This is a genomic window from Pontibacter brevis (genome assembly GCF_054779655.1).
In genome coordinates, this window is the sequence record NZ_BAAGXV010000032.1 from 45,842 (window position 1) to 58,588 (window position 12,747).

Consider the following 12,747-nt stretch of genomic DNA (forward strand, 5'->3'; position numbering starts at 1 on the left):
AAGGGTCATCCTCCCAACGAACAAAAAGGCACATACCCACTGTGAATCCGCTGACGGCATTACGAAAAACTACCGCACTACCTGCTCCAGCACTTCTTCGACCTCCAGCACCAACTGTTGGCGGTCGAATAGTTTACGGGCGATGGCGGCACCACGCGTGCCTGCTGCCTGCAACTCCTGCGGCTTTGCAAGCAGCTCTTTTATAGCCTTGGCTATAGCGGAGGGTTGTTCAGCAGGTGCATACCAGCCACAGTCATGCTGCTCCAGAAAGCTTTTTGTCCAACCAGGATTAGTTACCAGCACCGGGGTGCCGCTGGCCAGGCTGTCGTACATTTTAGCCGGAGAGTTAGTTGCCAGCACCGGCAGGTCGTTAAAAGAAACAACTGAAAGGTCTGCCAGCTTAAACAGTTTGAAGATCTCGGTGCGGGGCTGCGGTGGTAAAAGCAACAGGTTCGGTACCCGCTGCGCCAGTTCCTGCAGCTGCGGTTCATAATAGCCGGCACCTGCAAAAACAAAACGAATGTGCTGCTCTCCCGCTAAGCTTTCTACAACCTGCAGCATGGTAGGCATGTCGTTGGCCCGGCCATAGGTGCCGGCATACAGCACCACCTGTTTATCCTGCAGCTGATACTGCTGACGCAGTACCTCCACGTCCTCCGGCTGCACGGCATCTACCATCTCCAGGTTCGTGCCATTATAGTTCATGGTAATTTTATCCCGGCTAATGCCAAGGCCAGCTACATAGTCTGTCATGTCCGGGGAGAGCGTAATAATATGGCTGGCGCTGCGGTAAAGGCTTTTCTCCAGCTTATACAGGCGCTGTTGCACCCATTTATTTTTTACAGCCCCCATCGCAATCGGAAAACTGGGCCAGAGGTCCTGCACCTCAAACACCCAAGGGACCCCACGCAGCCGTGCCACCTGCGCTGCTACCCAGGGTGTGGTAAGCGGCGTGGATACGGCCCATATCACATCCGGCTTCTGCAGTTGCATGGTCATTTTGAAAGCACTGCCTGCAAAACCCACAAAAGACTTCAGCCGCTGTCTTATACCCATTTTGTTTTCATAAGGCACATGGCTCTCGTGCAGCTCTACCCCCTCCGGCACCCAACTGTGTTTGTCGGCAATACATGTTCTCCGCCACGCATCACTTGCCACCAGGCTAACCCGGTGCTTTTGGGCCAGGTACTCTATGAAGGTATAATGGCGGGCGGTAGAAGGGCAATCCGGGGTGTTGTGATGCTGGTTTAGTACGGCAATGTGCATTATGTATTGTTAATGGTTGGTTGTTGATGGCTTGTCGTCAATTAGAGATGGCTGAGAACTTAAGTCTGGACCTTGAACTCTGCACCCGCGTAACAAGCAACAACTGACTATCAGGAATTATAAAGTTACCTCCTTCTCTCCGGCTTATACCTCGACTCATTGAATATTTTCCGGTAGTCGGTTTCAGCCATCAATTCCGGGAGTGCTACCTCCGGGTTGCGCTCCATGTATTTCCGCACAATCTGCCAACCTACCCATGCCCCTATGCGGCCCGGGGCAGTGGCGTCAATTTCAGGTGTGCTGGGGCGCTCTCCGATGTATTTGTTCACTACAAAAGGGCTTTTCTCATACAGCAGTTCCTTTTCAATAAAGTGCGCCCAGATACGGCCTTCGTTATGGTGCACATCTGCTATCTGCTGGCTTGTATAGCTGATAATAGCTGAATCAGCGGTACAGGGTAACACTGTCTGCACAAAGTAGTAGGCCTTGCCAATGCTCAGCATTTCGGCGAGCAGCGTTCTGTCAGTGGCATCTGTTCTGTTAAAGCGGTCAGAGAGCAGGAGCATGGCCGCTGGCACCATTTTCTCCCGCTCGTAGCGGCTTAGAATATAATCGTATACCTGCGGCCGGTAGCTGGCTTCTTTACCGATAAAGTAGTCTAACCCGAACACCAGCAAACTGTCGGACACAAACAAATCGTTGCCCAGGGTGCCAAGGCCGGTTACGAAAGTTTTTACCTGCGGCACATAAAACTCCGGGTAATGGAATTTCACTACTTTAAAAGCCGTCTCCAGCTGTTGTCGCTCTTCCTCCATGTCTCCGAAACGCTGCATAGCCTGCCGGGCTAAAGTATCGAGGGCAGCATTTGTGGCCAGTTCGTACAGCGGTGTAACCAGCAGTGAATCAGACGGGCGGTTGTCTGCCTGTAAAAACTTTTCTGAGAACTGTGGATTCTCTCTCATAAAAACAAGAATATCTTCTTTCGAGTCTGCTGTGAAAAAGGGTTTTTCCAGCCGCTCAATTTCCACGTTTACGGGTATCTGTGCAATTTCATCCGGAAGTTCACAGCCTTTGTCTTTGCAGCCAAAAGCTACCAGAAGTGTTGCTAGTAATAGAAATCTGTAATACATTGTTGCGTATCTTTGTACAAAAATAAGGTGTTCCGTCGTATTAGAGTAACACTTAGTATAATTTAACCACACTTATGAAGAAACTTACATTCCTCATGCTGTTTTTGGTCGCAGGTTTTTCAGCGATGGCACAAGTCGAGATAGGGCTGATGGTGTCGCCAACGATAGCTGGTAACCGCTTTATTGCAGAAGACAGGTACAATTTTGAAAAAGAGAGCAGCAAACTGCGTCTTGGTGTAGGTGTAGTAGCGGATTACTTTTTCGCTCAGAACTATGCGTTCAGCACCGGCTTGATGTACCGCAGCAAAGGCGCAGAAATATCCTACAGCTATACCCGCGACACTGGTGGCTCCACTGTTACCACCAGAGGCCAGGACGACATCAACCTGCAATACATTGAGTTGCCTGTAACGCTAAAGCTATTTACTAACGAACTGGCGCCCGGTACTATTGCTTATTTCCAAGTAGGTGGCTCACTCAACACCAAAGTAGCTGCCCAGGTAAACAACAAGAAAGTTATTAACGGCGATCGCGTGACAAAGCGTTTCAACCTTTTTGAAGCAGATGCACTGATTGGTGGAGGCGCTGAGTTTCAGCTAGGGCAGAGCACCAAACTTTTTGGCGGCATTACGTACCACCGCGGGCTTACTGATATTGATGATTACTACGAAGACCAATTTAGCGACAAGAATATTTCTGTGAAGAACAATGGCGTTTCCATTGATTTTGGGGTGAAGTTTTAAGCACACTGCACCAGAGAAAATAAAAAAGCCGCACCGATAAGAAATCGGTGCGGCTTTTTTGTTACGCTGTATATTTATTTTATACTTCATCTGCTACCACACTTACATCTGCCAGTGCGGCGCGCAGTTCAATTTCCTCCCCTCTGTCGTCCATCACTTTAAAGTCCATGATGCCCAGCGAGGTGTCTTTTACCAGTGTTACCCACTTAAAGTATTTAAAGAACCACTTCATCTGCCGTGACATTATTCCTTTTGTATAATAGGTATACAAGAACGGATGCAGGTAAAGCGTCAGGCTTTTGTGGTTGTGGCTGGTCAGCAGGTCGTCTACCGCTGCCTCAATTTCATCTGTTACCAGTATACTGGCTGTTATTTTACCGGTGCCGTTGCAGGTAGGGCAAACCTCCCCGGTTACAATGTTTTGTTCAGGCCTTACACGCTGTCTTGTAATCTGCATCAGGCCGAATTTTGAGATGGGGAGAATAGTGGACCTTGAACGGTCTCTCTTCATTTCCTCCTTTACTACCTCAAATACTTTCTGGCGGTTTTCCGCCGACTTCATATCGATGAAGTCCACTACAATGATACCACCTATATCCCGGAGACGCAGCTGACGGGCCACTTCTCTGGCTGCCATCATGTTCACGTTCAGCGCAGTTGCCTCCTGATCGGTTTCGGTATTGGATTTGTTCCCACTGTTAACATCAATCACGTGCAGTGCTTCGGTGTGCTCTATCACCAGGTATCCGCCGCCTGGTATAGTAACTGTTTTGCCGAAAGCAGACTTTAGCTGTTTCTCAATGTTAAAGTGTTCAAAGGTCTTGGTTTTACCAGTATAATGCTTCAGGATGTTTAACTTATCCGGGGCAATGCTACTGATGTATGCCTTGATGTCGTCATAGAGGTGTGTATCATCTACTACTATGCTATCAAAGCTCTCGTTCAATAAATCCCTCAAGATGGATGAAGAACGGTTCAGCTCACCAATAACTTTATCATTGGGTTTTGCTATCCGCAGCGTTTTAAAGCCTTCCTCCCAGTTTGCGACCATGTTGCGCAGGTCTCTGTCGAGTTCTGCCACATCACGTCCTTCTGCCACCGTTCTGATGATAACACCAAAGTTCTCCGGCTTTATGGAGGTGATCAGTCGCTTCAGGCGCGTACGCTCTTCCTTGCTGACGATTTTCTTGGACACACTTACCGTATTTGAAAACGGCACGAGCACCAGGTATCGGCCAGCCAGCGAAATCTCGCAGGAAAGGCGCGGGCCTTTGGTTGAAATTGGCTCTTTTACGATTTGCACCAAAAGCTGCTGCCCTTTTTTAAGGACATCAGCCATTTTTCCGAGTTTATCTATCTCGGGCTCAAACTTTATCTGGTTGAGCTTTGGTGACGCGTTCTTCTGTGTTTGCGCTGCTTTAACATATTTGTTAAGTGTTCGCACATTCGCTCCCAGATCATGGTAATGCAGAAATGCATCCTTCTGATAGCCAATGTCAATAAAAGCAGCGTTTAGGCCAGGCATTACTTTTTTTACAGTGCCCAGAAAAATATCACCGACTATATAGTCCGTGTCTTTCGACTCGAAGTGATACTCCACCAGGCGCTTGTCCTGTAAAAGCGCAATACGTTCCCCATCTTGAGTAGAATTGATAATCAGTTCGTTACTCAATTTCTCTCAAATGGTTATTTAGGATGTATAAGACCAAAGCCCACTTTTGCAAAGCAAAGTGGGCCTTAAAACTATAGAAGAAATTACTTCTTCTTATGTCTGTTCTTTCTTAAGCGCTTCTTTCTCTTGTGAGTGGCTATCTTATGTCTTTTTCTTTTCTTTCCGCAAGGCATAGTCTTGTAGTTTTTGTTATATAAATATTTTCTTTAATTCTTTAGTTTAGTCAGGTACTCATCCACGGAGGCTGCCAGTGCCGGGTCATCGCTCATGCCCTTTACCTTGTTAAACAAGGCCTTCGCTTCTTCAGTTTCCCCTGTCTCTGCCAACGATACGGCTAAATAGAAGGTTCCCTCTATATGTGCCGGGTTTACAGACACAAGCTTTCGGAAGCGCTCTACCGCCTTGTCGTACTGCCTGGACTGTATAGACAGGATACCAAGGTTAAACAGCGCCTTCTCGTTGTTTGGGTCTGATGCAATCACCTCCCGCAGCAGTGTAATTCCCTGCATCGGGTTGGTACTGGCAATGTACGTCATGGCCACATTCGTTTTTGCATCAAGCGCAGAAGGATTGTTCTTTAGTACCTGCTCATACATCTCACGGGCCTTGGCACCAAGTTCACTGGCGCGTTCCTGAGTAGACGCAAAAGTAAATGCTTCATAATACGCGTCACCAGCCCTCTTGTAGCTCTTCTCGCCTCCGCGAGCTTCTGCTGCAATTTCGAAGTAATAACCGGCGCTGTCGTATTTGTTAGCAGTAGCATAAGCCTCTGCCAGCTCTGTCGCCAGTCGCATACGCGCCTGCTCGTCGGTGGCTTTGCTGTACCGGGCACGTGTCGTGGCCAGTTCCATCAACTGCTCCGGAGTGGCAGCCATATGTGCACCTGCTGCAGTTGTACTTTCCGCTGTCCCGTGGTCATGCCCATCATCTTCTGAATGACCTTCCGGCGTAGCTGCGGCAGACTCATTCTGGGCAAAGCCCTCTTTGTCTTCTTCGTTTACAACCACTTTAGGCAAAAAGAACATGACAGCTACCAACACGATGGCTGCAACAACTATCAATATTTGTGACCGTGACATTCTTTTTACCTAAGGTTGTATTCTGATTTAAAATATTTTAGATCAGCAAAGATACAAAAAATTAAGAATGAGCTAACTCCTGTATTTTTTTGCTGTTTTTGATTTTCTGGATAAAGGTCTTCGATGGCTTGAAGCTCGGGATAAAGTGCTCGTCGATGATGATAGACGTGTTCTTAGAGATGTTACGAGCTACTTTCTTCGCGCGCTTCTTGTTCACAAAGCTACCAAAACCACGCACGTAGATGTTGTTACCATCAGCCATAGAGTCTTTGATCACTTTGAAAAACGCCTCTACTGTAGCCTGTACATCCGCCTTATCAATCCCTGTTTTATCAGCAACTTCTGATATTACTTCTGCTTTAGTCACTTTCTTAGATTTTTATAATTTAATAATAAGATAACTTTCTATCCTTTGGAATCAGCGCGATCGTTCGCTTCCTCATTTTCGGGGCACAAAGGTAGTTTTACTTTTCGACAAGTAAAAGCATTCCCCATAAATTATTAGCGCCTCATACGCACCGCTTTAGCACCCCAAAACACCTGTTTATACAATCCGCACCACCCCATAACGCGGCGAAAAGGTATATATTTCAGCCTCAGGCTTTTTATATCAATGTTGCACCACCAGCAAACATTCACGTCCTTTGGTGTGTTTTATCAACCCCGGAACTCTAGTATTCACACCCCAAAACATGGCTACTCCCGCCCCATCATATTTTTCTGACACGCTCCTCCGCTGGTATGGGCAGCACAAGCGCTCGCTGCCTTGGCGCGACACCACCAACCCGTATTACATCTGGCTTTCAGAGGTGATACTGCAGCAGACGCGTGTAGCACAGGGCCTGCCCTATTATCAGAAGTTTGTGGAGGCCTACCCTACGGTGCAGCAACTGGCCGCCGCCCCTGAAGACGAAGTACTGCGCCTCTGGCAAGGCCTTGGTTACTATTCAAGGGCCCGCAACATGCATCATACCGCTAAAATTGTAGTGGAACAGTATGGAGGACAGTTTCCTGACAGTTATGCAGAACTGCTTAAACTGAAGGGAGTAGGAAGCTACACAGCTGCCGCTATTGCAGCTTTTGCATTCAGGGAGCAGGTAGCGGTGCTGGATGGGAACGTGTTCAGGGTGCTGGCCCGTGTGTTCGGTGTCTCTGATGATATTGCAGTACCGGCCTCCCGGAAAATCTTCCAGAAACTGGCAGATGAACTCGTGCCTGCTGGTGCCCCTGACCTGTACAACCAGGCGATCATGGAGTTCGGCGCTATCCAGTGCACCCCTGTTATGCCCGACTGCCTGTTCTGCCCGCTGCAGCAAAGTTGCTTTGCCTTTAACAACGGCATGGTGCAGGAGCTGCCTGTAAAGAAAAAAGCGAAGGCAGCGCGACCCCGCTTTTTTCACTATATTGTACTGGAGCACGAGGGGACTTTTTACCTGCGTAAGCGGCTGGAGGGCGACATCTGGCAGGGTCTTTACGACTTTTACCTGTATGAGAGCCAGGAAAAAAGCCTGCCCCTGGAGGCACTGGTACAGGAGTTGCAGCATGCTGGCCTGCAGATAGACCCGAACCACCTGCAGCCGCCTCTGAAAGACTACAAGCACATCCTGAGCCACCAGAAAATAACAGCCCGCTTTTACCGTATAAGGCTAACTTCTCCTTTAAAAGAAGAGGTGCTGAGAGAAACAAGAGTAGCCCCTTTTCACGTTGAAGAAATAGAGGCACTGCCGAAGCCAATATTGATTGACAGCTATTTGAAAGATGCTAAGATTTTAGTATATTTATAGACTGAAACTTTTTATGCAGGCAAAAGCATTATCTTTTTCAGTAAGCCATATTGCCTCCAGCTTGGTTGCTGGAGTAGCCCATTTAACTAAATATTATCGTAAAAAGACATGGCAAGTGTTAACAAAGTGATTTTGATCGGAAACCTGGGCAAAGACCCGGAAGTACGTCACCTTGAAGGCGGTGTAGCTGTCGCCCGTTTCCCAATGGCTACCTCTGAAACGTTCAAAGACAAAAGCGGGCAGCGCCAGGAAAGAACAGAATGGCACAACATCGTGGTTTGGAGAGGTCTGGCTGAAGTGGCTGAGAAATACCTGAAAAAAGGTAACTCTGTGTACATTGAAGGCCGGCTTAGAACAAACAACTACCAGGACAAAGAGGGCATCCAGCGTTACAGCACAGAGATTGTTGCCGACAACATGACCATGTTAGGCGGCCGCAACGACAACGGCGGTGGCGGAAATTACCAGGAGTCTTCTTCGTCTTCTGCCTCCTCATCAGGCGGCAACTATGGCGGTGGCGCAACAGCCACTGGCGGCGGAGCATCGGCTTTCCAGAACGACGAGCCGGATGACCTGCCGTTCTAACCTATGTTTCACTAAATGAATAGATCTTGGACAGTATAGATTCCGGAGACCCCCTGAGTTATAGTTTACTTCAGATACTGCAAAGTTCGCTTACACAACTCAGATTTGAATACATAGCCGCCATACTGGCCGGCTTTATATTGTTGCTGTTCTCTGCCCTCATCTCGGGGGCAGAGGCAGCATTTTTCTCTCTCTCAGAGCAGGAACTGGAGCAGTGCAAAAACAGCAAGTCGCCTGCAGAACAACGTGTATACCAGCTCCTGCAGAACCCGCGTAAGCTTCTTACCACCATCCTTATTCTTAACAACGGCATCAATGTCAGCATCATTACGCTGTTTGCGTATGTGGCCTGGCAGGTGTTTGGCACAATGGCGCTTCCCGCCGGTGTGATGGTGGCCTGTATGCTGTTCGCCACTTTTTTCATTGTATTTTGCGGGGAAGTGCTTCCGAAGGTGTATGTGCAGAAAAGAAGATTGGGTATTGTAACCAGAACAGCTTCTGTCCTGCACTGGCTCGAACTGCCTATCCGGCCATTTTCCTCCCTTTTGATGGCCATTAGTGGCTATATAGAAAAGCGCTACATGGTAAATGGGTACAACCAAACCATCGAGGACCTGCACCAAAGTCTGGACTTAGCTTTAACAAACGAGGAGACATCACCGGAAGAGCGCCGGATTCTGCGTGGCGTTGTAAACTTCGGCTCTATCACGGTAAAGCAGATAATGCGCCCCCGTGTTGATGTAAATGCCTTTAACAGCTGCATGACACTTCCTGAATTGCTGCCTTTGATTGTACAGTGGGGCTACTCCAGAGTGCCGGTTTATACTACAAGTAACGACAGGATTGAGGGAATCCTCTACGTCAAAGACCTGCTCCCTCACATTAACAAGGGCGCAGATTTTAACTGGCAAAAACTGGTACGCCCGCCTTTTTTTGTGTCCGAAACCAAGCGCATCTCTGACTTATTCCAGGAGTTTAAGGCCAAGCACGTGCATATGGCTATTGTGGTAAATGAATATGGTGCCACCTCCGGCTTGCTCACATTAGAAGATATTGTGGAGGAGATTGTGGGCGAAATTAACGATGAGTACGATGACGACGATGATATTATCTATTCACAACTCGACGAAAATACTTTTATCTTTGATGGAAAGACATCGCTGCACGACTTTTGTAAGATAGCAGAAGTACCGTTCGATGCCTTCAACGAGGTAAAAGAGGAGAACGAAACGGTGGCTGGATTGATGCTGGCGCTGTTCTCCCGAATTCCGCGCGTAGGCGAGGAAGTTTCCTACGGTCATTTTCATTTTACCGTAGAGTCGGCGGACTTTAAGCGCGTAAAACGAGTTAAGATAAATGTCGCAAGTAAAAAAGAGCACTACCAAAGGGTTAGTTAAATTACAGGTATTTTTATGGGTTTGCTTGGCAACGGCCATGGCAGCCTGCGGAACAGCAGAATACACCCCAAAACCAAAAGGGTATAACCGCATCGACCTTCCGCAAGCGGCTTACCAGCCACTGCAAGAAGCGCACCCGTATACTTTCGAGTTCTCAGAGCACGCTAAAATACGCCCTGACTCTTCTGGCATTGCGCAACCTCACTGGATAAATATCATCTATCCTAGCTTGGGAGCCAATGTGCAGCTTACGTACAAAAGCATTAACGGCGACAAAATGCTGAATGACCTGATGGAGGACTCCCGTAAGCTAACGGCGAAGCACCAGATAAAAGCTTATGCCATTGAGGAAAGCCAGATCAAGACGCCTTCAGGCGACATCGCCTCTATATTTGAGTTAGAGGGCGAAGTACCCAGCCAGTTTCAGTTCTATGTTACTGACTCTACCGATCACTTCCTGCGCGGCGCTTTGTATTTCCGCACCGCTACGCAAAATGATTCACTGGCACCGGTTATTGAATATGTAAAAAAAGACATCGTGCACCTGCTGAATACGCTGGAGTGGAAGGATAAACAGTAGAACTGTTGATTCTTTACCTGTAATAGAAAATGTATGATGCGCCATTTTGGGTGTTTTCCACCAACAACAAACAGGATAGGCTGCTGCAAAGCAAAAGTTGTTGGTGAAAAACACCAACAACGACAGAGAGTAACAGGAACACACTACGAAGACAAAGGACAAAAGACTTTAGAAATATACTTCAAGGTCTTTTGTCCTTTGTCTTTTATCTTTGTACAGTAGTCTAAACCACCAGCCAGAGGCATTGAACAACTTCTTCCATACAAAGATTGAATTCCTGAAGGGCGTGGGGCCGATGCGGGCGGAGCTGCTGCAGAAAGAACTGCAGATCTTCACCTACGGAGACCTAATTCAGCACTACCCTTTCCGCTACCTCGACCGTACGCAGTTCTACAAAATTGCAGAACTGGACGAGAGCCTGCCCTACGTGCAGGTGCGCGGCCGCATACGGGGAAAGGAACTGTTGGGCGAAGGAAGAAAGCAGCGCCTGGCGGCTACCCTGGTGGATGAGAACGGCGACCAGATGGAGCTGGTATGGTTCAAAGGGGTGAAGTGGATGCAGAAAACGCTGAAGAACCACACTGATTACATTGTGTTTGGTAAGCCAACTGCTTTCAACGGCAGGTTTAACATGGCGCACCCGGAACTGGAGGAACTAAGCGAAGAGAAGCAGACAACCTCCTTTCTGCAGCCCGTTTACCATACCACCGAAAAGCTGAAGGCTCACCGCATCGATAGCAAGGTCATCGGTAAAATGATGGAGATGCTGCTGAAGGTAGCCCTGCCAAACGTGCAGGAGTCGCTGTCGCCGGAACTGATTGACCACTACCGGCTGATGGACAAGCGCAATGCGCTCCTCAACATTCACTTCCCGGAATCTGCGGACAAGTACAAAGCGGCCACGTTCAGGCTGAAGTTTGAGGAACTGTTTTACATACAGCTGCGCCTGTTCCGGCAGAAGCTTGTGCGCAAAGCAGACCTGCAGGGACAGGTATTCAGCCAGGTGCCTACGCTCAACGAGTTTTACAAAAACCACCTCACCTTCGACCTGACCAATGCCCAGAAGCGGGTGGTAAAGGAGATCTACAAAGACCTTACCGCAGGAAAACAGATGAACCGCCTGCTGCAGGGCGATGTGGGCTCCGGCAAAACCATTGTAGCCTTCATCACCATGCTGATTGCGGCAGATAATGGAGCGCAATCTGTGCTGATGGCCCCTACCGAGATCCTGGCAGACCAGCACTATGTGGGCCTGAAAGCCTACGCCGACAGCCTTGGGATAAACATTGGCAAATTAACAGGCTCCACGAAAGCTAAAGAACGTAAGGTGCTGCACGAGCAACTGCGCTCCGGCGACATGAAAATGATTGTGGGCACCCATGCGTTGCTGGAAGATGTAGTGCAGTTCCATAACCTGGGCCTCTGCATTGTGGACGAGCAGCACCGTTTTGGTGTGGAGCAGCGTTCTAAGCTGTGGCGTAAGAACCCGCGCGTTATCCCGCACGTGCTCGTGATGACAGCCACACCCATTCCGCGCACCCTGGCCATGACCTTGTATGGCGACCTGGATGTGTCGGTGATAGACGAGCTGCCGGCAGGGCGTAAAGAGATTGTAACGGTACACCGCTTCGACTCGCACCGGCTACGCGTGTTCCAGTTTATCCGGGAACAGATAAAGTTGGGCCGGCAGATTTACATCGTGTACCCGCTCATAGAAGAGTCGGAGCAGATGGAGAACTACAAGGACCTGATGGATGGCTACGAGAGCGTGAAACGTGCCTTCCCGGAGTACAAAGTAAGTATGGTGCACGGCAAGATGAAGGCGCAGGACAAGGACTACGAGATGCAGCAGTTCGTGAAGCACGAAACGCACATTATGGTGGCTACCACGGTGATTGAGGTAGGCGTAAACGTACCCAATGCCTCTGTAATGGTGATAGAGAGTGCCGAGCGCTTTGGCCTGTCGCAGCTGCACCAGCTGCGTGGCCGTGTGGGCCGGGGTGCCGAGCAGAGTTATTGCATCCTGATGACAGGCTACAAGCTCAGCAAGGACAGCAAAACACGCCTCGAAACTATGGTGCGCACCAACAACGGTTTTGAGATTGCCGACATTGACCTGAAACTGCGTGGCCCCGGCGACCTGATGGGCACGCAGCAGAGTGGTGTACTGGACCTGCTTATCTCTGACCTAACCAAAGATGCTCCTATTCTGCAGGAGGCGCGGACTGCGGCACAGCGCGTGCTGCAAGCTGATCCACAGCTGGAGCAGCCCCAGAACCAGAACATCCGGCAGCATATACAGTCGCTTAGTGCTAACACCGTGAACTGGAGCCGCATCAGCTAAGGCTCAGCAGGCGCAGGTATTAGTTTCCTCTAAAGGCAAATCATTTATGCTGCCCAAAATAATACAGTACCTGGCGCACAAACTGTCATTTCGTTTATATCTTTATTTATTAGGATGCGCACGAATTGTATTGTGGGCATCGTTCCACGAGAAACAATAGCTTTGTG

General features: G+C 48.9%; 11 protein-coding genes. 6 read left to right on the forward strand and 5 right to left on the reverse strand.

What is annotated here, in order from left to right:
• Window positions 1-69 precede the first annotated feature (69 nt).
• Both ACYVB1_RS10795 and gldB read right to left on the reverse strand, forming a co-directional pair.
• Window positions 70-1,266, reverse strand: coding sequence for a glycosyltransferase family 4 protein (locus tag ACYVB1_RS10795; RefSeq protein ID WP_460923588.1), 1,197 nt, complete (start codon window positions 1,264-1,266; stop codon window positions 70-72).
• Between the two features lie 125 nt (window positions 1,267-1,391).
• Entirely contained in the window at window positions 1,392-2,396 is a 1,005-nt protein-coding gene (gene gldB / locus ACYVB1_RS10800) for a gliding motility lipoprotein GldB (RefSeq protein WP_460923589.1), read from the reverse strand.
• 125 nt (window positions 2,397-2,521) lie between these two features.
• Here gldB and ACYVB1_RS10805 point away from each other — a divergent pair, with 125 nt between their 5' ends.
• Window positions 2,522-3,139 (forward strand): porin family protein, encoded by a 618-nt coding sequence (locus ACYVB1_RS10805; protein ID WP_460923590.1) that lies wholly within the window; start codon window positions 2,522-2,524, stop codon window positions 3,137-3,139.
• Window positions 3,140-3,218: 79 nt separating this feature from the next.
• Here the strand turns inward: ACYVB1_RS10805 and ACYVB1_RS10810 are convergent, their stop codons facing one another.
• From ACYVB1_RS10810 to ACYVB1_RS10820, 3 genes are all read right to left on the reverse strand, one after another.
• A complete protein-coding gene (locus tag ACYVB1_RS10810) occupies window positions 3,219-4,811 on the reverse strand; it encodes an Rne/Rng family ribonuclease (RefSeq protein WP_460923591.1) in 1,593 nt (530 codons plus the stop codon).
• 206 nt (window positions 4,812-5,017) lie between these two features.
• Window positions 5,018-5,890: a tetratricopeptide repeat protein gene (locus tag ACYVB1_RS10815; RefSeq protein WP_460923592.1), complete on the reverse strand. Its 873-nt coding sequence runs from the start codon at window positions 5,888-5,890 to the stop codon at window positions 5,018-5,020.
• Window positions 5,891-5,951: 61 nt separating this feature from the next.
• Window positions 5,952-6,257, reverse strand: coding sequence for an HU family DNA-binding protein (locus ACYVB1_RS10820; RefSeq protein WP_115566595.1), 306 nt, complete (start codon window positions 6,255-6,257; stop codon window positions 5,952-5,954).
• Window positions 6,258-6,582: 325 nt separating this feature from the next.
• Between ACYVB1_RS10820 and mutY the strand changes: the two genes are divergently transcribed.
• The 5 genes from mutY (at window position 6,583) to recG (ending at window position 12,580) form a co-directional block, all read left to right on the forward strand.
• Window positions 6,583-7,674: an A/G-specific adenine glycosylase gene (mutY, locus tag ACYVB1_RS10825; RefSeq protein ID WP_460923593.1), complete on the forward strand. Its 1,092-nt coding sequence runs from the start codon at window positions 6,583-6,585 to the stop codon at window positions 7,672-7,674.
• Between the two features lie 108 nt (window positions 7,675-7,782).
• Window positions 7,783-8,259 carry a single-stranded DNA-binding protein gene (locus ACYVB1_RS10830; protein ID WP_460923594.1) on the forward strand — a complete coding sequence of 159 codons (477 nt, stop codon included), beginning with the start codon at window positions 7,783-7,785 and terminating at the stop codon, window positions 8,257-8,259.
• A gap of 26 nt (window positions 8,260-8,285) precedes the next feature.
• On the forward strand, window positions 8,286-9,656 hold the full coding sequence (gene gldE / locus ACYVB1_RS10835) for a gliding motility-associated protein GldE (RefSeq protein ID WP_460923595.1): 1,371 nt from the start codon (window positions 8,286-8,288) through the stop codon (window positions 9,654-9,656).
• Window positions 9,616-10,236: a gliding motility lipoprotein GldD gene (gldD, locus tag ACYVB1_RS10840; RefSeq protein WP_460923596.1), complete on the forward strand. Its 621-nt coding sequence runs from the start codon at window positions 9,616-9,618 to the stop codon at window positions 10,234-10,236. Before gldE ends, gldD begins: the two co-directional genes overlap by 41 nt.
• A 244-nt stretch (window positions 10,237-10,480) precedes the next feature.
• A complete protein-coding gene (recG, locus tag ACYVB1_RS10845) occupies window positions 10,481-12,580 on the forward strand; it encodes an ATP-dependent DNA helicase RecG (protein WP_460923683.1) in 2,100 nt (699 codons plus the stop codon).
• Window positions 12,581-12,747: the final 167 nt, after the last annotated feature.

Excerpts from the sequence above, each read along its gene's own strand:
- ACYVB1_RS10795 (WP_460923588.1), bottom strand. The coding sequence starts at position 1,266 with ATGCACATTGCCGTACTAAACCAGCATCACAACACCCCGGATTGCCCT.
- gldB (WP_460923589.1), bottom strand. The coding sequence starts at position 2,396 with ATGTATTACAGATTTCTATTACTAGCAACACTTCTGGTAGCTTTTGGC.
- ACYVB1_RS10805 (WP_460923590.1), top strand. The coding sequence starts at position 2,522 with ATGGCACAAGTCGAGATAGGGCTGATGGTGTCGCCAACGATAGCTGGT.
- ACYVB1_RS10815 (WP_460923592.1), bottom strand. The coding sequence starts at position 5,890 with ATGTCACGGTCACAAATATTGATAGTTGTTGCAGCCATCGTGTTGGTA.
- mutY (WP_460923593.1), top strand. The coding sequence starts at position 6,583 with ATGGCTACTCCCGCCCCATCATATTTTTCTGACACGCTCCTCCGCTGG.
- ACYVB1_RS10830 (WP_460923594.1), top strand. The coding sequence starts at position 7,783 with ATGGCAAGTGTTAACAAAGTGATTTTGATCGGAAACCTGGGCAAAGAC.
- gldD (WP_460923596.1), top strand. The coding sequence starts at position 9,616 with ATGTCGCAAGTAAAAAAGAGCACTACCAAAGGGTTAGTTAAATTACAG.